The 19578-nt window shown below is 69.7% G+C and carries 20 protein-coding genes; 14 read left to right on the top strand and 6 right to left on the bottom strand.

Going from position 1 to position 19578, the window contains the following annotated elements; translation table 11 throughout:
• Positions 1–394: 394 nt before the first annotated feature.
• The 4 genes from yegS to CEK65_RS09975 form a co-directional block, all read right to left on the bottom strand.
• Positions 395–1333: a lipid kinase YegS gene (yegS, locus tag CEK65_RS09990; protein WP_152181614.1), complete on the bottom strand. Its 939-nt coding sequence runs from the start codon at positions 1331–1333 to the stop codon at positions 395–397.
• A gap of 218 nt (positions 1334–1551) precedes the next feature.
• Positions 1552–2034, bottom strand: a complete 483-nt coding sequence (locus CEK65_RS09985) for a GNAT family N-acetyltransferase (protein ID WP_152181613.1) — start codon at positions 2032–2034, stop codon at positions 1552–1554.
• Between the two features lies 1 nt (position 2035).
• On the bottom strand, positions 2036–2704 hold the full coding sequence (gene rpe, locus CEK65_RS09980) for a ribulose-phosphate 3-epimerase (protein ID WP_017910179.1): 669 nt from the start codon (positions 2702–2704) through the stop codon (positions 2036–2038).
• Between the two features lie 9 nt (positions 2705–2713).
• Entirely contained in the window at positions 2714–3046 is a 333-nt protein-coding gene (locus CEK65_RS09975; RefSeq protein ID WP_010341396.1) for a DnaJ domain-containing protein, read from the bottom strand.
• A 142-nt stretch (positions 3047–3188) separates the two neighbouring features.
• Here CEK65_RS09975 and CEK65_RS09970 point away from each other — a divergent pair, with 142 nt between their 5' ends.
• The 6 genes from CEK65_RS09970 to CEK65_RS09945 all read left to right on the top strand — a co-directional run bounded on the left by CEK65_RS09970 (position 3189) and on the right by CEK65_RS09945 (position 9264).
• Entirely contained in the window at positions 3189–4115 is a 927-nt protein-coding gene (locus tag CEK65_RS09970) for a phosphoribosylaminoimidazolesuccinocarboxamide synthase (RefSeq protein ID WP_191091472.1), read from the top strand.
• 170 nt (positions 4116–4285) lie between these two features.
• Entirely contained in the window at positions 4286–4966 is a 681-nt protein-coding gene (locus CEK65_RS09965; protein WP_226980537.1) for a hypothetical protein, read from the top strand.
• 150 nt (positions 4967–5116) lie between these two features.
• Positions 5117–5599: a hypothetical protein gene (locus CEK65_RS09960; protein ID WP_152181612.1), complete on the top strand. Its 483-nt coding sequence runs from the start codon at positions 5117–5119 to the stop codon at positions 5597–5599.
• Between the two features lie 343 nt (positions 5600–5942).
• A complete protein-coding gene (locus CEK65_RS09955; protein WP_152181645.1) occupies positions 5943–6476 on the top strand; it encodes a hypothetical protein in 534 nt (177 codons plus the stop codon).
• A 70-nt stretch (positions 6477–6546) separates the two neighbouring features.
• The gene (locus tag CEK65_RS09950; protein ID WP_152181611.1) at positions 6547–8316 is read left to right on the top strand and encodes a peptidoglycan-binding protein; all 1770 of its coding nucleotides are present in this window, start codon (positions 6547–6549) and stop codon (positions 8314–8316) included.
• A gap of 465 nt (positions 8317–8781) precedes the next feature.
• The gene (locus CEK65_RS09945) at positions 8782–9264 is read left to right on the top strand and encodes an Mpo1-like protein (protein ID WP_152181610.1); all 483 of its coding nucleotides are present in this window, start codon (positions 8782–8784) and stop codon (positions 9262–9264) included.
• 121 nt (positions 9265–9385) lie between these two features.
• Here CEK65_RS09945 and CEK65_RS09940 read toward each other — a convergent pair whose 3' ends face one another.
• A complete protein-coding gene (locus CEK65_RS09940) occupies positions 9386–10315 on the bottom strand; it encodes an NAD-dependent epimerase/dehydratase family protein (protein ID WP_152181609.1) in 930 nt (309 codons plus the stop codon).
• A 455-nt stretch (positions 10316–10770) separates the two neighbouring features.
• Here CEK65_RS09940 and CEK65_RS09935 point away from each other — a divergent pair, with 455 nt between their 5' ends.
• Genes CEK65_RS09935 through CEK65_RS09910 form a run of 6 tightly spaced genes read left to right on the top strand, consistent with a single transcriptional unit; the run spans position 10771 to position 16680 of the window.
• Entirely contained in the window at positions 10771–13602 is a 2832-nt protein-coding gene (locus CEK65_RS09935; RefSeq protein ID WP_152181608.1) for a monovalent cation/H+ antiporter subunit A, read from the top strand.
• Positions 13602–13967: a Na+/H+ antiporter subunit C gene (locus tag CEK65_RS09930; RefSeq protein ID WP_017908199.1), complete on the top strand. Its 366-nt coding sequence runs from the start codon at positions 13602–13604 to the stop codon at positions 13965–13967. Before CEK65_RS09935 ends, CEK65_RS09930 begins: the two co-directional genes overlap by 1 nt.
• Entirely contained in the window at positions 13964–15526 is a 1563-nt protein-coding gene (locus CEK65_RS09925) for a monovalent cation/H+ antiporter subunit D (protein WP_152181607.1), read from the top strand. Before CEK65_RS09930 ends, CEK65_RS09925 begins: the two co-directional genes overlap by 4 nt.
• 1 nt (position 15527) lies before the next feature.
• Positions 15528–16031, top strand: a complete 504-nt coding sequence (locus CEK65_RS09920) for a Na+/H+ antiporter subunit E (protein ID WP_010341382.1) — start codon at positions 15528–15530, stop codon at positions 16029–16031.
• Entirely contained in the window at positions 16028–16312 is a 285-nt protein-coding gene (locus tag CEK65_RS09915) for a K+/H+ antiporter subunit F (protein WP_017908201.1), read from the top strand. The genes CEK65_RS09920 and CEK65_RS09915 overlap by 4 nt, the downstream gene beginning before the upstream one ends.
• A complete protein-coding gene (locus CEK65_RS09910; protein ID WP_017908202.1) occupies positions 16309–16680 on the top strand; it encodes a Na+/H+ antiporter subunit G in 372 nt (123 codons plus the stop codon). The genes CEK65_RS09915 and CEK65_RS09910 overlap by 4 nt, the downstream gene beginning before the upstream one ends.
• Before the next feature lie 64 nt (positions 16681–16744).
• On the opposite strand, the gene CEK65_RS09905 is transcribed toward CEK65_RS09910, so the two are convergent.
• Positions 16745–17695, bottom strand: a complete 951-nt coding sequence (locus CEK65_RS09905; RefSeq protein ID WP_152181606.1) for a sodium:calcium antiporter — start codon at positions 17693–17695, stop codon at positions 16745–16747.
• 211 nt (positions 17696–17906) lie between these two features.
• Between CEK65_RS09905 and CEK65_RS09900 the strand changes: the two genes are divergently transcribed.
• Both CEK65_RS09900 and CEK65_RS09895 read left to right on the top strand, forming a co-directional pair.
• On the top strand, positions 17907–19004 hold the full coding sequence (locus tag CEK65_RS09900) for a catalase family peroxidase (protein WP_152181605.1): 1098 nt from the start codon (positions 17907–17909) through the stop codon (positions 19002–19004).
• Positions 19001–19570, top strand: a complete 570-nt coding sequence (locus CEK65_RS09895) for a cytochrome b (protein ID WP_017916921.1) — start codon at positions 19001–19003, stop codon at positions 19568–19570. The genes CEK65_RS09900 and CEK65_RS09895 overlap by 4 nt, the downstream gene beginning before the upstream one ends.
• The last annotated feature ends 8 nt before the right edge of the window (positions 19571–19578 follow it).

Here is a 19578-nt window from a genome sequence, read left to right as displayed (position 1 = left end):
TCCGGGACTCGGTGACAGGGCGGACGACGGCTGCAGGCCACCATCGCCACGCACGGCGAGCGGAAGTGAAGGAAAGCGGGGTCGTCAGGCTGGACACGGCGGCTACTTTACCGCAACTGCGGCGACTGGCAACGGTTGCAGGCGCGACCAATCGATCGCGGTGCGGAGGCGGTCGGCGAGGGCGTTGCGTCGGGACTGAAGTCCCTCCCACAGGAGGCGGCGCATGACTTCGGGCGCGCTGTTCGGCGCGCATCGCACCCATCCGTGATCCGTCGTGTTCGTCCTGCCACGGCGCGACCGAGCGCGGTATTGCGGAGATCGGTAAGGACAGCGCGTCGGGACTGAAGTCCCTCCCACATGGGCGCCGGCCTTCGGGCTGGCCCTCGACCTGCGATTAGCGCTCTGGCGCCTGCAGCAGCGGCGAGTCCGGCGGCAGATGCATGCGCAGGCGCCCGGGCACGCAGTCGATGCGGAAGTGGCGCGAGGTTTCCGGCTCGCCGTCCAGATTCAGGGTCAGCGGCTGCGCCGCTTCGATCCGCAGCCACGGCAGGCGCGCGCGCACCGCCACCCGCTCCAGCGCGGCCTGCTTGCCGGACGTGACCAGGGTGCCCAGGGTCGCGGCGACCTCGCCGGTCAGCTCCGGCACCAGGGTCAGGTCGAGCAGGCCGTCGTCGAGCAGCGCGTCCGGGCACAGCACCTGGCCACCGCCGGCCTGGCGGCCGTTGCCCAGGCCGAGCGCGATGAAATCGCCTTCCCAGGCAAAGTCCGGCCCTTCGAAGCGGGCCCGGATCGGATCGATCCGGCCCAGCCGGCTCATGCCAGTGACCAGGTAGGCCAGCCCACCGAGCATCTTTTTCAGGCCTTCGTCGGTCTCCACCGTGACCTGGGTGCCGAAGCCGCCGCTGGCGACGTTGGCGCACCAGTGCGGGCCGTGCTCGGCCTCGATGCGCAACAGGTCGATCGGCAGCGCCGGCGTGCGGGCGATCAGTTCCAGTGCCTCCAGCGGCGGCAGCGGGAGACCGGTCGCGGTGGCGAAATCGTTGGCCGTGCCCAGCGCCACCAGCCCCAGGGCCGGCAGCGCGTTGCCCGGTTCCTGGCGATGCGCCAGCGCCGTGGCGACCTCGCTGAGGGTGCCGTCGCCGCCGGCGGCGACGATGCACGCAGCACCGTCGGCCACCGCTTCGGCCACGTAGCGCTCGGCATCGCCCTGCTCCCAGGTCACCCGCACCTGCAGCGCCACGTCGCGCGCGCGCATGGCCATGACCGCCTCGCGCAATGCCTCGTCGCCGGCCGACTTGCCGTTGAGGATCAGACGCCAATGCGCTGCAGCCATGCGAACCATCCCGGGGTGAGGCGCCCAGGCTAACGGGCGCGGCATGCGCGATGCGTGAATCCAAGACGCGTGCGCTGTCATACGCACGTCACCGTGCGTCCGGAACATGGAAGGCCATAGCAAGGAAGACGGATGGAGGCAGGATCAGCCTCCGATTTCTCTCCCAGGGGCCGCACCGGCGACGGTGCGGTTCTTTTCTTTTGGCCGTCCGGCGCCGCTCAGCCAGCTGCGAGCTTGGCCAGCGCCTCGCCCTGCAGCCGGTACACGGTCCACTCGTCCTGCGCGCGGGCGCCGACCGCTTCGTAGAAGTCGATCGCCGGCTGGTTCCAGTCCAGCACCGACCATTCGAAGCGGCCGCAGCCCTCGGCCACCGCCTGCCGCGCCAGGTGCTGCAGCAACGCCTTGCCGGCGCCCACGCCGCGGTGCGCCGGGTCCACGTACAGGTCTTCCAGGTACAGGCCGTTGCGGCCGAGCCAGGTGGAGTAGTTGTAGAAGTACACCGCGTAGCCGATCGGCTGGCCGTCGGCCTCGCAGATCAGCGCCTGCGCGCGGGCATCGGCGCCGAACAGGCTGGCGCGCAGGCCGGCCTCGTCGGTCTGCACCGCGTCCTCGGCGCGCTCGTAGCGGGCCAGGTCGCGGATCAGGCGCAGGATCAGCGCCGCATCGTCGGCCACCGCCGGGCGGATGTGCAGCGCCGCCATCTCAGCGCCCCGCCACCGCGGCGCGCATCTGCGTGATCACCTCGGCGTAGTCCGGCGCATTGAAGATGGCCGAGCCGGCGACGAAGGTGTCGGCGCCGGCGGCGGCGATCGCGGCGATGTTGTCCGGCTTGACCCCGCCATCGATCTCCAGCCGGATCGGCTTGCCGCTGGCGTCGATGCGGGCGCGGATCGCGCGCAGCTTGTCCAGCGCCGAGGGAATGAAGGCCTGGCCGCCGAAACCCGGGTTGACCGACATCACCAGCACCAGGTCCAGGTCGTCCAGCACCCAGTCGAGTATGTCCACCGGGGTGGCCGGGTTGAGCACCAGGCCGGCCTTGCAACCGTGCGACTTGATCAGCTGGATGCTGCGGTGCACGTGGCGGCTGGCCTCGGGATGGAAGCTGATGATGCTGGCGCCAGCCTCGGCGAAATCCGGGATCAGCCGGTCCACCGGTTCCACCATCAGGTGCACGTCGATCGGCGCGGTGACGCCGTGCTTGCGCAGCGCCTGGCAGACCATCGGGCCGATGGTGAGGTTCGGCACGTAATGGTTGTCCATCACGTCGAAGTGGATCCAGTCGGCGCCGGCGCGCAGCACGGCATCCACTTCCTCGCCGAGGCGGGCGAAATCGGCGGACAGGATGGACGGGGAGATGATGCAGTCGGACATGGCGGGATCTCAGCGCTTGCGCAGGGTGCGGATACGGTCGTAGGCGGTGTTGAGCTGGCTGGCCTTCTTCTCGGCGCGGGCACGTAACTCGGGGCTGGCGCTGGCGACCTTGTCGGGGTGGTACTGGGACATCAGCCGGCGGTAGGCCAGTTCGATCTCGGCGTCGGTGGCGTCGCGGGTCAGGCCCAGCTCGCGGTAGGGATCCTCGCGCTGGGACAGCTTGAACCAGTCGGCGTCGAAGGCGTGCCCGATCAGCAGCCCGATCAACGCGCCCAGCACCGGCGTGGGCCGCAGCAGCAGGGCCCCGGCGATGGCGCCGAGCAGTTTTCCGTACCAGGGCATGGGGCAAGGGCGGGCGCGGCGTCAGGGCCGGCCATTTTACGGCACAGCGGGGCATTCCGGCCGTACACTACGCGGCCCGCCGTCCGCCGCGGGCCCGCCGGGTCCCGGGACGGTCGCCATTGCGAAGTCCGTAGGAGTGCCTGTGTCCACCACGCTGTTGCAATCCGATCTGCCCGGCCTGCCCTTGCGCCACCGCGGCAAAGTCCGCGACGTGTTCGATATTCCCCGCGAGCGCCTGCCGGCCGACGCGCCGCCCGGCGACTACCTGCTGATGGTCGCCACCGACCGCCTCTCCGCCTTCGACGTGGTGCTGCCCGACCCGATCCCGGGCAAGGGCGAGATGCTGTGCCAGGTCTCCAACTTCTGGTTCAAGAAGACCGAGCACCTGATGCCCAACCACCTCACCGGCATCGACGTGGCCGCGGTGCTGCCCGAGGGCGTGGACAAGGCCCTGTACGCCAAGCGCGCGGTGGTGACCCGCAAGCTCAAGCCGGTACCGGTGGAGGCCATCGCCCGCGGCTACCTGATCGGCAGCGGCTGGAAGGACTACCAGCGCACCGGCAAGGTCAGCGGCATCGAACTGCCCGACGGCCTGCGCCAGGCCGAGAAGCTGGCCGAACCGATCTTCACCCCGTCGACCAAGGCCGCGGTGGGCGATCACGACGAGAACATCGACTTCGACGCCATGGTCAAGACCGTGGGCGCCGAACTGGCCGAGCGCGTGCGCGACGCCACCCTGCGCATCTACCGCTTCGCCGCCGACTTCGCCGCCGAGCGCGGCATCCTGCTCGCCGACACCAAGTTCGAGTTCGGCACCGACGCCGACGGCCGCCTGTACATCATGGACGAGATGCTGACCCCGGACTCCTCTCGCTACTGGCCGGCCGACCAGTACGAAGTCGGGACCAGCCCGCCGAGCTACGACAAGCAGTTCGTGCGCGACTACCTGGAGACGCTGGACTGGGGCAAGACCGCGCCCGGTCCGCGCCTGCCGCAGGAGGTGATCGACCGCACCCGCGCCAAGTACGCCGAAGCGCTGCAGCGGCTGGCGGGGATTTCGGTCGACTGAGTGCGGGGCCGCGCGCCGGATGCCCGGCGCGTCACGGGTGGTCGCGGACGGCGGCCACCTTGCGGGCACCGACCGCCATGCCCGCTGATTCACGACCCGGAGCATCCTGTCCGGCTAGACTCCGGCACCCGCGCGAGCGCTCGTGCGTGCGACCCGATCAGGAGGATCCGTTGGCTAGTTCGCCCCCGCTTTTTGCAGCCCTCACGCTTGTCATGGCGCTGGCTGCCTGCAGCCCTAGGCAGACCGATGCGTCGACAACCGCAAGTCCCGCCGCTGACGCATCCGCTCGCACTGCATCTTCGGACAAGGCCGCCCCCGTTCGCGCGTCCACCGCATCGCAGACGGCCCATCAGGATGACGGCGTTGCAGCACTGGCCGAGTCCTTGCACCTTCGTTGTGAGAATGCGGCCAAGGGCAACGGCTGCGTGGCGGGCAACATGGACGCTGGCGATTTCTACGACGTCGACGTGTCTCCAGACTGTGGCGCAGACGGAAACTTCGCAGGCGTGGCCGAACGCGACGCGACACTTCTGGATGCCCTACCCGTCACCGGCAGCAAGGTGCAGGTCACCGCCAAGCTTTCGGATGGACAGTTCGTCTGCATTCTGGCGACCGCGCATGCGGGTCAACAGGCAGCCTACTACTACGTGGTCGCCGTCCCTCCCGCCAGCGTCGGCGCATGCAACGGCAAGCCCATTTGCAATCAGTATGGCGAGCGCCCAATCGACTTCGTGACACAGCGCAAACAGGGCAAACACTGCACCATTGCAGGCAATGCGCGTCCTGAAGGCGATTGTGCGCAAGGATGGATCGAACCGCGGAAGCTGGATGTGTTCTCGAATGGACTGTGATCCTTTCGCCACGCTGCTTACAGCCCTGACGTTCGCTGCCGGTAGATCCCCGACAATGTCCCGGTTCGGCTTCACGACATGATGATCCTGGTGAACTAAACTCACCCGCCCGAAGGGCGATTGCCCGCCCGACCCGATCAGGAGGATCCGTTGGCTATTGCACGCCCCATTCTGACGTCCCTGGCATTGGCCGCGGCCCTGGTCGCGTGCAAGGCGCAACCGGCTGGCTCCACGGTGGCCGCGGCGACGGCCGCGCCCGCGCAGGCCGCACCTGCCGCAGCCGCCCCGCGTTGCCAGGACGCCGATTTCGATGCCTTCCTCAAGCGCTTCAGCGCCGACATCGCGGTCCAGGAGAAGGCGACCGCCAACCCGTTGACGATGATCCACATCGACCCGGACGCGCAGCCGGAACCGGCGCCGGTGACCCGCAACGCGCCCCTGGCCGAGGTCGAATGGCCGGTGATCCCGAACCTGGAGGCAGCCCGCAAGGGCGGGCGCGAGGTCGTGGTGACGCAGAACGCCGAGGGCCGGCAGGTCCTGGTGCGAACGCCCGATACCAGCGACCAGCAGGTCTACCAGTTCGCGCAGAAGCCGTGCTGGACGCTGGTGAAGGTCGACGATCAGGCGTTGTAGTCGCGGCCCCAGGAGACCCGCATGGATGCTTCTTCGCCAGCGCAGCGCCGTCCCACCTATCGCGCCACAAACGTCCGCCGTCTATCCAACACTCGCGCCCAGAAACTGCGGAGCAGTACGTATATGCCCGCCTCACTGGGTGGAAATTGAACCTAAAAGAGGAATTCGCGTGCATTTCCTGAAGTTCTCTTCGCCTCTCCTCGCCCTGGCATTGGTAGCCTGCGGAGGTGCGCCCGCTGACGGCAAGTCTGCCGACATGCGAGACACCTCGCAGCAGTCTCCCTCCCCTAGTCAGCAAAACCAGGGGCAGAACGCCACCGCCAACCAGCAAGGGAGTGCTCCTGTGCAAAATGTCGCATCCTTCGTTCCTGCTGGCATGGAGGCCGTGGACACGCTCCGGGGCGACCTCACCGGCACCGGTCGGTCAGATGCATTACTGGTCGTTTCCCCCCCATCGTCCGCTGGCGAGAAGTTGGGTCAGGGCGCACCAAGAACGGTGATCCTGCTGACCCAGAATGAACGTGGAGAGCTGCACAAGGCCGCGGAGAATGCGCATATCGTCCCATGCGCGAACTGCGGCGGCATGGCCGGCGATCCTTACGCGTTTTCGCGGATCGAGAAAGGGCAATTCACCATCTCCATCTCGGGCGGCTCGCGCGAGCGCTGGGCTGACGACTTCACTTTCCGCTATGCGCCTGACAGCAAAACCTGGCTGCTGGACAAGGTGGTACGCGAACTCACCGATACGCAATCAGAACAACATAAGCAATTGGAACTGACGGCCAAAGATTTCGGGCAGGTGGCATTCGCGGATTTCGACCCCGCCAAGCTACCCAAGGTCGCCCCACTGGAAGAGGGCGCACCAGACAAGAATTAAAGGGAAGTAATGGTTTCCGCGGACATGGATGGTCCGTCCATCACGTTGCTGAGAAATGAGGAGCTACACCATGGCAACAGACAGAGAGAACCAGATGCTCCGCGCCGCCTACGCGGCCGGCATCACACAGCCCAGGGAACTGGCGAATTTCATGGCGCAGGTCGGCCATGAGTCCGGCGGACTTTCCAGGCTCGAGGAAAGCTTCAATTACACCAAGGGAATCGGACAGATCACGGCCAATGTGCGTTCTGCGTTGCGCGAAGGGCCGGAGGCGCTCGAAAGCGCGCGCGTCGAGGCGCTCAGGGGACGACCCGAACGGCTCGGCGAACTCATGTACGGCAATCGACGGGATCTCGGCAACGATCAGCCGGGAGACGGCTATCTGTATCACGGCCGTGGCTACATGCAATTGACCGGCAAGGCGCAGTACCGCGCGGCTGGCGAGGCGTTGGGGCTGGATCTGGTCAATCGGCCAGAACTGGCATCTCAGCCCGAGAACGCCTCGCGCATCGCCACTTGGTACTGGCAGCAGAAAGTTCCCGAGGAACAGCGCAACAGCGTCCAAAACGCGGGTGCCACCATCAACGGCGCCAACCCACCGAACGGCCTGGCGGATCGCGAGAGGCGTTTCGAACACTGGCAACGAACGCTGACACCCGAGTTGATGCAGAACCTGGCAGCGGGACGGCTGGGTGAGCCCGTGGCTGCACCCACGCAGGGCCATCGTCCGGCGACCGCCAACGCAGGGGCGTCTCACAGCAACTTCCAGCAGACCATGGAACGTATGCTGCCGAGCCAGGGCAAGGTCGATCCGCACATCACCGGGCACTACGGCGAACAGCGCGCCCGCGGCCCGCACGGCGGCACCGACTTCAACTACGAAGGCGGCCAGACCGGCATCAACCGGCAGCACCCGACGGTGCACGCACCGATCTCCGGCACGGTGACCTTCTCCGGCGGCCAGTACGGCACGGTGAAGATCCGCGACGCGCAGGGCAACTCGCACGAAATCCTGCATCTGGATTCACGCTCGGTGAAAGAAGGCGATACCGTGCGTGCCGGCGATCCGATCGGCACCATGGGCGGACGCGGCCCGAATGGGGCGAGCCAGTATGCCCAGCACGTGCATTACCAGATGCACGATGCGAACGGGAAGGCCGTCAGCCCGGAGACGTGGTGGAACCGCGGCCAGCAGGTCGACGCGTCTGCGCGCGATCAGGCCCAGCGCGGCAACGGCACGCTGCGTCAGGGCGACCACGGCTCGGAAGTGCGCGAGTTACAGCAGCACCTCAATCGCCTCGGCATCCGCGACGCGCAGGGCCGTCCGCTGGCCGAGGACGGGCGCTTCGGCGACAACACCCATGAGGCGGTCACCGCCCTGCAGAAACAACGCGGCCTCACCCAGGACGGCATCGTCGGCCGCGACACCCGGGCCGGGCTGGCGGCCGCCGAGCAGGCCCAGAAAGGCCCGCAGCTCGGCGAGCCGGGACATCCGGATACGCCGCTGTACGACAAGATGCGCACGGAGGCCGATCGTGCCGCCAAGCAGGCCGATCCGCAACACGCCAAGCTGTCGAACGAAGCCGTGGCCAACCTGACCCTGCAGGCCAAGCAGGCCGGGATCGACCACCCGGACAAGCTGAAGGAAGTCAGCATGCGTGGTGAAACGGCCTTCGTCGCCGGGACCACGCCGGGCTTCCGTGCGGTGGTGGATCTGCAGCAGCAAGCACCGCCGCTGGAGCAGACCAGCGCACAACTGGCTCGCCAGTCCGCGCAGCAGCAGGAGTCGGTGCAGCGGGAGCAGCAGCAGGAGACGAACAAGAGCATGGCGCGCGCCTGAGTCGCCAAGCCGTGGCGGGGCGATCGTGCCGACAGCGCGATCGCCCCCGACCGGCGATGCCACCGCGTGCCTGCGCTGACCGGTCGTGCGGCGTCCGACGCATCTCAGACGCCGTTCGTCGAAACGAAGCAAGCACCTCTCATCCCTCTGCATCCGGCACGATCGAACCGGATGCACGTTGCCTTGTGGGAGCGACGGGATGTTCCCGGCAAAGCCCGTCGCGGCTGAAGCCGCTCCCACAGGACATTTCCCAACGTTCCTGGAGGCTCCGAAAGGTCGCTCCGCTGGGGACGGCCTCATCTGCGCTGCGCTGGGCGAGGACATGGACGGTGTCGGGCGCGACCAGCAAGCGGGCAAGGCGCCGTGCTGCGGGCAATCGCTGCCCCGCGTCGCCGGATCCACGGCGCGGTGTCTCCGCATCGCGCCGGCGATGGCGCTATGCTGGAGCGGTTCCTGGGAGGGAAGATGGATACCACCGCCTACGCGCGCCCGATCGACCGCTATTTCGCCAGCTATTCCGACGATCACCGCAATGCCGCCAACCAGCGCATCCACGTGGTCGCGGTGCCGGCGATCCTGTGGTCGGTAGTGGCCCTGCTGTGGTGCATCCCGGTCGGCGGCACCTGGTTCCAGAGCGGGCTGTGGGCGGCGCTGGGCATGTTCGCGGCGTGGATGTACTACAACCGCCTGTCGCGCCCGCTGGGCTACGGCATGCTGGCGGCGTTCTTCTTCTGCGGCTGCCTGTGCCGGCTGCTGGAAGCGCACCTGGGCCTGCACGGGCTGCTATGGCTGGCGATCGGCGTGTTCGTGGTGGCCTGGATCGCGCAGTTCATCGGACATGCGCTGGAAGGCCACCGCCCCAGCTTTCTCACCGATCTGACCTATCTGCTGATCGGCCCGGCCTGGGTGCTGGCCAAGCTGTACCGGCGCATGCACTGGCGCTACTGAGCGCGGCCAGCAACACCACCGCGCATCGCCAGGCGGACGCAGGCGCTGCCGGGATTCCTCCACCCGCCGCGCCTACGCGCAGCCCGCATCGCGCCAGCGAGGACGCGACGCCGTGTCAGCCCTACTGCGCCGTGTCCCCGGCCTCCAGGCCCAACATCGCCGCATCCGGGGCGAAGGCGCGCGGCGCGTAACCAAAATCCTGCTGCGCCGGTTGCAGGTCGAATGCCAGGTCCTCGCGCATGCGCTGCAGCGCGGCGCGGTTCATGCCCTGCAGGCGGCCACAGGCGTGGGCCAGCGTCAGCGCCAACGCGAACGCCGCATGTGGCAGCGATAGCAGCCGCGCCGGCGGCCGCAGCGCGGCCAGCACCCGCCGCACCATCTCACGGTAGCTGAGCGTCTCGCCGCCACCGAGGGCGTAGCTGCGCCCGTGCGTGGCCGGGTGCGCCAGCACCGCCAGCGCCGCGTCGGCCAGGTCCTGCACGTGCACCGGCTGGCGCAGGCCGCTGGCGCTGCGCGGCAGCACGAACCAGCCGGTGCGCCGCGCCAGTGCCGCGATCGCGCTGAGGGTGCGGTCGCGGCCGGCGCCGTAGACCAGGGTCGGCCGCAACACCGTCGCCGCCGCGCCGCGTTCGGCGGCCACCGCGAACACGATGGCTTCGGCCTCGCGCAGGCGCCGGGCGACGTCGCGTTCGGCGGCGTCCAGCGAGTCGCGCTTGACCTCCAGGCTGGTGGAGCCGAAGGCGACCACGCGCGAAGCGGCGACGGGCGCACGCCGATACCAGTCGGCGAAAGCGTCCAGCGGCCCGCAACTGAACACCACCTCCGCTGCCACCGGTGGCGCCTGCAGCGCACTGAGTTCGCCGGCATGCCAGTGCAGGCCGGGGTGCGCCGCGCGCGCCTGCCGGGAGTAGGCGTGCACCTCCCACCCGTCGGCCAGCAGGCGGTGCAGCAGGCGCTCGCCGATCTGGCCGCTGCCGCCGAACACCAGTGCGATGCGCGGTGGCGCGACGGTCGTCGGAGAAGCGGGGGCAGCGGCGAGCGAATCGGTCATCGGCACAGGATAGTGCGTGCGTCGCCGTTTGCGGCTGGAATCACGCGGTATCCGCACGCTGCACGGCATGCGACGGCCGGTGGAGGCGGACAAGGCGACACGTGGCACGGACACACGCAGCCGGCAACGATCGCCAAGCGCACCGACGACCTGGCACGGGCCGCACGCACCAGCACCCGGATGGAGAGCGACGCGCGACGCGCTGCAGAACGCGCTCACCCACGGCGATGCTTGCGCCGCACGCAAAGCGCACGCCGCATGGCGCGCATGGCGTGTGGCGCATCGCGCAGCGCCAGCGTTCGATCACTCCCCTCCCCGCCCGCGCTCGCAAGCGCATCACCTGCGCACCGCTACGCTGTCGGCATGACCGTGCACGCCTTCCGTTCCCGCGCCGGCCACCGCCGTGACGCGCCTGTTACACTCGGGCTCCTGCTCGCGAATCTCGTATTCCCTGCATGATCCCAGCCCTCGACCTCCTGCTGGCCTTGCCGTTTCTGATGGCGGCGGCCGTCGTCGCCCTGCGCCACCGCTCGCGCGCCACCCTGGCCTGGGCCGCGGCGCTGGCGCCGTTGGCGGGCCTGGCGGTGCTCGGCGCGCTGACGCCCACCGTGCTCGACGGCGGCATCGTCCGCGCCGACCACGCCTGGCTGCCGCAGATCGGCCTGCAGTTCTCGCTGCGCCTGGACGGCCTGGCCTGGATGTTCGCCGGCCTGGTGCTGGCGATCGGCGCGCTGGTGGTGATGTACGCGCACTACTACCTGAGTGCACGCGAGAACGCGGCGCGCTTCTATGCCTGCCTGCTGCTGTTCATGGGCGCGATGCTGGGCATGGTGATCGCCGGCAACCTGTTGCTGCTGATGGTGTTCTGGGAGCTGACCAGCATCAGTTCGTTCCTGCTGATCGGCTTCTGGTCGCACCGCCAGGACGCGCGCGACGGCGCGCGCATGGCCCTGGTGATCACCGGCGGCGGTGGCCTGGCGCTGCTCGGCGGCGTGCTGCTGCTGGGGCGCATCGTCGGCAGCTACCAGCTCGACGCGGTGCTCGCCGCCGGTGACGTGATCCGCGCCAGCCCACTGTATCCCTGGGCGCTGGGGCTGATCCTGCTCGGCATCTTCACCAAGAGCGCGCAGTTCCCGTTCCATTTCTGGCTGCCGCACGCGATGGCCGCGCCCACCCCGGTGTCGGCGTACCTGCACTCGGCGACGATGGTGAAGGCCGGCGTGTTCCTGCTGGCGCGGCTGCATCCGGCGCTGGCCGGCAGCGACCTGTTCTTCTACACGGTCAGCGGCATCGGCGCGATCACCCTGCTCACCGGCGCCTGGTTCGCGATCTTCCAGCACGACCTCAAGGGCCTGCTGGCGTATTCGACGATCTCGCACCTGGGCCTGATCACCATGCTGTTCGGGCTGTCCACGCCGATGGCGGTGGTGGCCGGCGTGTTCCACATCCTCAACCATGCGGTGTTCAAGGCCTCGCTGTTCATGGCCGCCGGCATCATCGACCACGAAACCCATACCCGCGACATGCGCCGGCTCGGCAACCTGCGCCGCTGGATGCCGATCACCAGCGCGCTGGCGATCACCGCCTCGCTGTCGATGGCCGGCATCCCCCTGCTCAACGGCTTCCTGTCCAAGGAAATGTTCTTCGCCGAGGCGCTGGGTGCCGACGGCCCGGCGGCGATGCGCGTGTTCACCGCGACCTCGGCACTGTTGGCCGGCGTGTTCGGCGTGGCCTACAGCCTGCGCTTCGTCTACGAGACGTTCTTCGGTAAGGGCCCGCGCGATCTGCAGACGATGCCGCACGAGCCGCCGCGCTGGATGAAGATTCCGGTGGAGATCCTGGTGCTGGTGTGCGTGGCGGTCGGCATCGTGCCGGCGCTGACCGTGGCGCCGGTGCTGCGCGCCGCTGCCGGCGCGATCCTCGGCAATGCCCTGCCCGACTACAGCCTGGCGGTGTGGCACGGCTGGAACGCGCCGCTGGCGATGAGCATCGCCGGCGTGGTCGGCGGCGTGGCGCTGTATTTCGGGCTGCGCCGGCTGACCGCGCTGTACACCGAGGTGCGCCGCTCGCTGGGCAAGCGCGTGTTCCACTGGCACGTGCAGACCCTGTTCGGCGTGGCCGCACGCTTCACCCGCCTGCTCGCCAACGGCCGCCTGCAACGCAGCCTGCGCTGGCTGGTGCTGGCCGCGGTGGTCGTCGTGGCCGCGCCGCTGCTGCGGGCGCCGCCGCTGTGGCAGCAGTGGCCGGCGCCGCAGGGCATGCCGTTGCTGGGCTGGGGCCTGTGGCTGCTGATCCTCAGTTGCGCGCTGTCCACGCTGTTCCTGTACCGGCAGCGGCTGCTGGCGGTGCTGGTGCTGGGCGGCAGCGGCCTGGGCGTGAGCCTGGTGTTCGTGTTCCTGTCGGCGCCGGACCTGGCGCTGACCCAGTTGCTGGTGGAGATGGTGACCCTGGTGCTGATGCTGCTGGGCATGAACTACCTGCCCAAGGCCTCGCCGCCGGAACCGAGGCGCTGGCGCCGCTGGCGCGATGCGGCCCTGGCGATCGTCGCCGGCGGCGGCATGGCGCTGCTGGCGTATTCGGTGATGACCCGGCCGGCGACGACGATGGCCGGCGAGCTGCTGCAGCGCGCGCTGCCCGAAGCCTACGGCCGCAACGTGGTCAACGTGATCCTGGTGGACTTCCGCGGCTTCGATACCTTCGGCGAGATCACCGTGTTCGGCATCGCCGCGCTGGTGGTGCATGCGCTGCTGCGGCGCGCGCGGATGGCGCCGGAAAAGGTGATGCCCGGGCCGCCGATCAAGCTGCCGGTGCCGGCCGACCTGGCGCAGCTGATGTTCCCGCTGACCCTGACCGTGTCGATCTTCCTGTTCCTGCGCGGCCACAACGCGCCCGGCGGCGGCTTCATCGCCGGACTGGTGCTGGCGGTGCCGCTGCTGATGCAGTACGTGATCCAGGGCGCGGCCTCGGTGGAGTCGCGCTTCGGCTTCGACTACATCCGCTGCATCGGCCTGGGTCTGCTGCTGGCCACGCTCGGCGGCATGGCCTCGATGCTGTTCGGGGTGCCGTTCCTCACCAGCGGCCATCTGGACCTGCAGTTGCCGCTGATCGGCACGGTCCCGCTGGCCAGCGCGCTGGTCTTCGATACCGGCGTGTATCTGGTGGTGTTCGGCGGCACCATGCTGACCTTGTCGATGATGGGCACGATCAAGCCCTCGCGTACCCGCGACTCGCAGCGCGGGCAGATCGATCCGACGCGGCGTTCGCCCATCACCGGGGAGATGCACTGATGGAATTGGCACTGGCGAGCGCGATCGGGGTGCTGACCGCGGTGGGCGTGTACCTGTTGCTGCGCGCGCGCAGCTTCGACGTGATCCTGGGCATGACCGTGCTGTCCTACGCCACCAACCTGCTGATCTTCGCCGGCGGCCGGCTGGTGCAGGGCAAGGCGCCGGTGCTGCGCGACGGCATCGCCCCGACCCTGGCCGAGCACGCCGATCCGCTGCCGCAGGCGCTGGTGCTGACCGCGATCGTGATCGCCTTCGCGATGACCGCGGTGAGCATCGTGCTGGCGATGCGCAGCCGCGGCGACAACCACAGCGACCACGTCGATGCGCGCCCGGACCCCGACCCCGCCGACGGGGAGGCGCCATGACCCATCTGCTGATCCTGCCGATCCTGATCCCCTTGCTCGGCGCGGCGCTGTCGCTGTTCGCCGAGCACCGCCGCTACGGCCGCAAGGTGCGCCGCGCGGTGGCGTGGACCGCGATGACGGCGCTGGCCGCGGCGGTGCTGGCGCTGTGCGTGCAGGTGAGCGACGGCCAGGTCCACGCCTACCTGCTCGGCGACTGGCCCTCGCGGCTGGGCATCGTGCTGATGGCCGACCGCCTGTCGGCATGGATGCTGGCGACCACCACCCTGCTCGCCGGCGCCTGCCTGCTGCACGCCTGCGCCGGCTGGGACCGGCGCGCGCCGCATTTCCATGCGCTGTTCCAGTTCCAGCTGGTCGGCCTCAACGGCGCGTTCCTGACCGGCGACGTGTTCAACCTGTTCGTGTTCTTCGAGGTGATGCTGATCGCCTCCTACGGCCTGTTGCTCAGCGGCGGGCGCGGCCTGCGCCTGCGCGTGGGCTTCCACTACGTGGTGTTCAACGTCACCTCCTCCACCGTGTTCCTGATCGCGCTGGGCCTGCTGTACGCGCTGCTCGGTTCGTTGAACATGGCCGAGCTGTCGCAGCGCGTGGCGCAGGCGCCGCCGCAGAACGTGGCGCTGATCAAGGCCGCGTTCGGCCTGTTGCTGCTGGTGTTCTGCGCCAAGGCCGCGCTGCTGCCGCTGTACCTGTGGCTGCCGGAAACCTATGCGCGCGCGCCGGCGGCGGTGGCGGCGCTGTTCGTGATCATGACCAAGGTCGGCCTGTACGCGGTGCTGCGGGTGAGCACGCTGATCCTCGGCAGCCAGGCGCAGGCGCTGGACGGTTACGGCCGCGACTGGCTGCTGTGGCTGGGCCTGGCGACGCTGCTGCTGGCCGCGCTGGGGGTGCTGGCGGCGGTGCGCCTGCGGGTGCTGATCGGCTACCTGGTGATCGTGTCGGCGGCGACGCTGTTCGTGGCCTTCGCGCTGGACTCAGCCGGCACGCTCGGCGCCGGGCTGTATTACCTGGCGCACAGCAGCTTCGTCGCCGCGGCGCTGTTCATGATCGCCGACCTGATCCGGCGTCGCCGCGGCGGCGCCAGCGACCGCAAGGAGATCATCGCGCCGCTGCCGGGCAAGACCGTGCCCGGCGTGCTGTTCCTGATCGCGGCGATCTCGGTGGCCGGGCTGCCGCCGCTGTCCGGCTTCCTGGCCAAGGTGGCGATCCTGAGCGCGACGCCGGGCGGGCTGACCGCGCCGGTGTGGGCCGCGGTGCTGCTCAGCAGCCTGATGGTGATCATGGGCCTGACCCCTGGCGGCGTGCGCCTGTTCTGGCGCGTGCCCGGCGACCAGGACACGGCCGAGGACGGCACCGTGGAATTGCCGCGCCCGGCGCCGCGCAAGGCGCCGGCACGGCCGCTGGAAACCGCCGCCACCGTGCTGCTGCTCGGCTACGGCGTGGCGATGACCGTGGCGGCCGGGCCGCTGCTGCGCTACAGCGAGGCCGCCGCCGCACAACTGCTGCACCCGGCCGACTACACCACCCAGCTGCGCGGCACCGCGCCGATCCTGCGGGAGCCCTGACATGTCCGCCCGTCCCTGGTCGCGCCGCCTGTTCCCGTCCTGGCCGCTGAGCCTGACGGTCACCGCGTTCTGGCTGCTGATGAGCGACAGCTTCAGTCTCGGCCAGGTGCTGCTGGGCGCGGTGCTGGGCGTGGCGGTGCCGTTGTTCGCCGCGCGCCTGGACCGCGAGTTCGCGCGCATCGGCTCGCTGCGCCCGGTGCCGAAGATGCTGTGCGTGGCGGCCTGGGACATCGTGCGCTCCAACGTGGTGGTGGCGCTGCAGGTGCTCGGTCCGGAGAAACGCATCCACCCCGGCTTCATCTGGGTACCGCTGGACATCGCCAACATCCACGGCATCGCCGCCCTGACCAGCATGATCACCCTGACCCCGGGCACGGTGTCGGCGGCGCTGTCGGACGACCGCAAGTACCTGCTGGTGCACGTGCTGCACCTGGACGATGCCGAGACCGTGATCCGGCAGATCAAGACGCGCTACGAAGCGCCGCTGATGGAGATCTTCCCATGACCAGCCACATGTTCATCGAGACCACGATCGTCGTGTGCATGCACGTGGTGGCGCTGGCGATGCTGCTGGCGCTGTGGCGGCTGCTGCGCGGGCCGACCGTGCCCGACCGCATCCTGGCGCTGGACACGCTGTCGGTGACCGCGATCGCCGAATTGATGCTGTTCGGCATGTACCTGGATTCGCCGGTGTATTTCGAGGCGGCGCTGATCATCGCCATGCTCGGCTTCGGCAGCACCGTGGTGCTGAGCAAGTTCGTGCTGCGCCGGGACATCGTCGAATGATCGGCGTGCTGCAGGTCGGGCTGTCGCTGCTGCTGATCGTCGGCTGCTTCTTCATCCTGGTCGGCGCGCTGGGGCTGGTGAAGCTGTCGGACTTCTTCAAGCGCCTGCACGCACCGACCAAGGCCAGCACCCTGGGCGTGGGCTGCGTGCTGCTGGCCTCGGTCGGCTACCACCTGTTCCTGGGCCAGGACCCGCAGCCGCGCGAGTTGCTGATCACCGCGTTCCTGTTCATCACCGCGCCGATCAGCGCGCACATGATGGCCAAGGCGGCGCTGTCGCTGATGCTGGAACAGCGCCCGCAGGTGCCGGGCAGCGACCACGCCGAGCAGGAAGGGCTGCCGCCGCCGGAGCAGCCGGAGGAGCGCTGAGCGCGCGGGTCTGCGCAGGAGCGGCTTTTCCGATTCCCGATTCCCGATTCCCCACTCTCGGCACTCACGCCAGCAACGCCAGCTCCAGTCCCACCCACGCCAGGAACGCCACCAGCAGCACCGCGCCCTCGCCGCGACTCAACCGCATGTCGCCGCGCAGCATCGGGTACAGCACCGCCGCCAGCGCGATCGCTGCCGGCAGTTCCAGACGCACGAACGAGGCCGGCAACGGCAGCGGCCGCAGCGCCGCCATGCCGCCGATCACCACCAGCAGGTTGAACAGGCTCGAGCCCAGCACATGGCCGACCACCATGTCGCCCTGGCCCCGGCGCGCGGCGGCCACCGCGGCGGCGGCTTCCGGCAGCGCGGTGCCGATCGCCACCGGCAGCAGGCCGACCAGCAGCGGCGACAGGCCCCAGGCCGCACCCAGCCGCGGCGCTTGTTCCACCACCAGGTTGGCGCCAGCGTTCAACAGCACGAGGGCGATCAGCAGGCGCAGCAGATTCAGCACCAGCCCGGTGCGGGTCACCGCGTAGCCGGACACGCCAAGCTGGCGCGCGGCCGGTTCATGCCGCGCGCGCAGCAGCAGGAAGGCGACCACGCCGACGAAAGCCAGCAGCAGCGCGACGCCCTCAGCGCGCGAGATCGCGCCATCCAGACCGAAGCCGATCAGCGCCAGCGTCGCCAGGGTCAGCAGCACCAGCAGTGGCGGCAGCAGGCGCGTGCGCAGCAGCAGCGGCGCCGCCAGCGTGGCCAGGCCCAGGGTCAGGCCGAGATTGGCCAGGTTGCTGCCGATCGCGTTGCCCAACGCCAGGTCCTGCGCGCCGGCGGCGTAGGCGCGCGCGTTGACCGCCAGTTCCGGCAGCGAGGTGCCGAAGGCCACCAGCAGCAAGCCGGCCACGAACGGCGAGGCGCCGCAGCGCTGCGCCAGGCCGGAGGCCGCCTTCACGATCGAGTCCCCGCCCAGCGCCAGGAACGCCAGCCCCAACAGCACCAATCCGATCGCACCGGCCATCGCCGACTCCCTGCCCGCAAGATGCGGCGATTCTATGCGCAGCGCCGATGACGCCGCCGTGGTCGTGCCTGCCCGGCCATGGCACGCTGCGGCGGCCAGTCCCGCGCGCAACCCGCCGCCACTGCACTGCGTTCATGCCCGACCGTGTCTGCTAGCGCCTGCCGCGCGCCCGACCGCGTCCCTCCCCTCGCCTTCGCCACAGGAGCCGCCCATGTCCCGTCCCGATCCCACGCCGCCGCCGCGGCGGCCCTGGCTGGCGCTGGCCGGCATCGCCGCGATCGCCGCGGCACTCGCCGCCGCCTTCGCCTGGAGCGCCGGCTGGCTCGGCGGCCCGCAACGGCTGACCGCGCAACGCATGACCGACGCCATCGAAGCCGGCGGCCCGCCGCATCCGGGCTTCCGCCGTGCGCACAGCAAGGGCGTTTGCGTCAGCGGCCATTTCGAGGGCAACGGCCAGGGCAGCGCGCTGTCCTCGGCACGGGTGTTCGCGCAATCCTCGGTGCCGGTGCTGGGCCGCCTGTCGATCGGCGGCGGCGACCCGCATGGCGCCGACGGCGCCGCCCGCGTGCGCAGCATGGCGCTGCAGTTGCGCAGCGACGACGGCCAGGAATGGCGCACGGCGATGAACAGCTTCCCGTTCTTCGTGGTCGCCAGCACCGAGGGCTTCATGGCGCAGACGCTGGCCGCGCGGCCGGATCCGGCCACCGGCAAGCCGGACCCTGCGAAGGTGGCGGCGTTCCTGCAGCGCTACCCGGAGGCGAAGAAGTTCCAGGAGTGGGCCAAGACCGCACCATGGTCCAACAGCTGGGCCAACACCCAGTACAACGGCGTCAACGCGTTCCGCTTCACCGCCGCCGACGGCAGCACGCATGCGGTGCGCTGGTCGATGCGCCCGCAGACCCCGTTCGCGCCGCTGTCGGCCGAGCAACGCGCCAAGGCCGACGCCGACTTCCTCAGCGAAGACCTGCAGGCGCGGCTGGCGCGCGGTCCGCTGCGCTGGGATCTGGTGCTGACCGTGGCCGCGCCCGTCGACCCGGTCGACGATCCCTCGCAGCCGTGGCCGCAGGACCGCCAGCAGGTGGTCGCCGGCACCCTGGTGCTGGACCATGCCGAGCCGCAGGCCACCGGGCCGTGCCGCGACCTCAACTACGATCCGCTGATCCTGCCGCACGGCATCGCCGGCTCCGACGATCCGATCCTGGCCGCGCGCTCGGCGGTGTACTCGCAGTCCTTCAACCGCCGCGAGCGCGAGATCGCCCGCGGCCAGGCGCCCGATGCGACCGGTAAGCCGCACGGAGGTGCGCAATGAACCGCGACGACCGCTCCGCGCACTTCAACCTGCTCGCGCGCGTCCTGCACTGGCTGATGGCGGCGATGATCCTGACCATGCTGTTCGTCGGCGTGGGCATGGTCGCCTCGGTGTCGCAGCGGCCCTGGCTGCTGAACCTGCACCGACCGCTCGGCATCGCCATCGGGCTGCTGGTGCTGGTGCGCCTGGGCAACCGCCTGCGGCACCGGCCGCCGCCGCTGCCGGCCGACCTGCCGCGCTGGCAAAAGGCCGCCGCGCACGCCTCGCACTGGCTGCTGTACGCGCTGATGCTGGCGATGCCGCTGCTGGGCTGGTCGATGCTCTCGGCCGGCGGCTATCCGATCGTGCTGTGGCCGGGCGTGCAGTTGCCGCCGATCGCCCCGCACAGCCCGGCGCTGTATGCCTGGCTGCGCAGCGCGCACGGCTGGCTGGCCTACCTGCTGTTCGCCACGGTGCTGGCGCACCTGTGCGCGGCGCTGTTCCATGCCTGGGTACGCCGCGATGGCGTGTTCTCGAGCATGGCGCGCGGCGCGGCGACGCCTGCAGCGCCACGCGACAAGGCGTAGTCCACCCA

The organism is Xanthomonas sp. LMG 12459 (assembly GCF_009192905.1).
Lineage (GTDB): Bacteria > Pseudomonadota > Gammaproteobacteria > Xanthomonadales > Xanthomonadaceae > Xanthomonas_A > Xanthomonas_A sontii.
This window is presented reverse-complemented; position numbering and strand designations above follow the sequence as displayed.

What these genes read in the sequence shown, in the direction of transcription:
- CEK65_RS09925 (WP_152181607.1), top strand. Translation starts at nt 13,964, where the DNA reads ATGACCCATCTGCTGATCCTGCCGATCCTGATCCCCTTGCTCGGCGCG.
- rpe (WP_017910179.1), bottom strand. Translation starts at nt 2,704, where the DNA reads ATGTCCGACTGCATCATCTCCCCGTCCATCCTGTCCGCCGATTTCGCC.
- CEK65_RS09900 (WP_152181605.1), top strand. Translation starts at nt 17,907, where the DNA reads ATGTCCCGTCCCGATCCCACGCCGCCGCCGCGGCGGCCCTGGCTGGCG.
- yegS (WP_152181614.1), bottom strand. Translation starts at nt 1,333, where the DNA reads ATGGCTGCAGCGCATTGGCGTCTGATCCTCAACGGCAAGTCGGCCGGC.
- CEK65_RS09920 (WP_010341382.1), top strand. Translation starts at nt 15,528, where the DNA reads ATGTCCGCCCGTCCCTGGTCGCGCCGCCTGTTCCCGTCCTGGCCGCTG.
- CEK65_RS09910 (WP_017908202.1), top strand. Translation starts at nt 16,309, where the DNA reads ATGATCGGCGTGCTGCAGGTCGGGCTGTCGCTGCTGCTGATCGTCGGC.
- CEK65_RS09975 (WP_010341396.1), bottom strand. Translation starts at nt 3,046, where the DNA reads ATGCCCTGGTACGGAAAACTGCTCGGCGCCATCGCCGGGGCCCTGCTG.
- CEK65_RS09985 (WP_152181613.1), bottom strand. Translation starts at nt 2,034, where the DNA reads ATGGCGGCGCTGCACATCCGCCCGGCGGTGGCCGACGATGCGGCGCTG.
- CEK65_RS09915 (WP_017908201.1), top strand. Translation starts at nt 16,028, where the DNA reads ATGACCAGCCACATGTTCATCGAGACCACGATCGTCGTGTGCATGCAC.
- CEK65_RS09905 (WP_152181606.1), bottom strand. Translation starts at nt 17,695, where the DNA reads ATGGCCGGTGCGATCGGATTGGTGCTGTTGGGGCTGGCGTTCCTGGCG.
- CEK65_RS09950 (WP_152181611.1), top strand. Translation starts at nt 6,547, where the DNA reads ATGGCAACAGACAGAGAGAACCAGATGCTCCGCGCCGCCTACGCGGCC.
- CEK65_RS09930 (WP_017908199.1), top strand. Translation starts at nt 13,602, where the DNA reads ATGGAATTGGCACTGGCGAGCGCGATCGGGGTGCTGACCGCGGTGGGC.
- CEK65_RS09895 (WP_017916921.1), top strand. Translation starts at nt 19,001, where the DNA reads ATGAACCGCGACGACCGCTCCGCGCACTTCAACCTGCTCGCGCGCGTC.
- CEK65_RS09945 (WP_152181610.1), top strand. Translation starts at nt 8,782, where the DNA reads ATGGATACCACCGCCTACGCGCGCCCGATCGACCGCTATTTCGCCAGC.
- CEK65_RS09935 (WP_152181608.1), top strand. Translation starts at nt 10,771, where the DNA reads ATGATCCCAGCCCTCGACCTCCTGCTGGCCTTGCCGTTTCTGATGGCG.
- CEK65_RS09940 (WP_152181609.1), bottom strand. Translation starts at nt 10,315, where the DNA reads ATGACCGATTCGCTCGCCGCTGCCCCCGCTTCTCCGACGACCGTCGCG.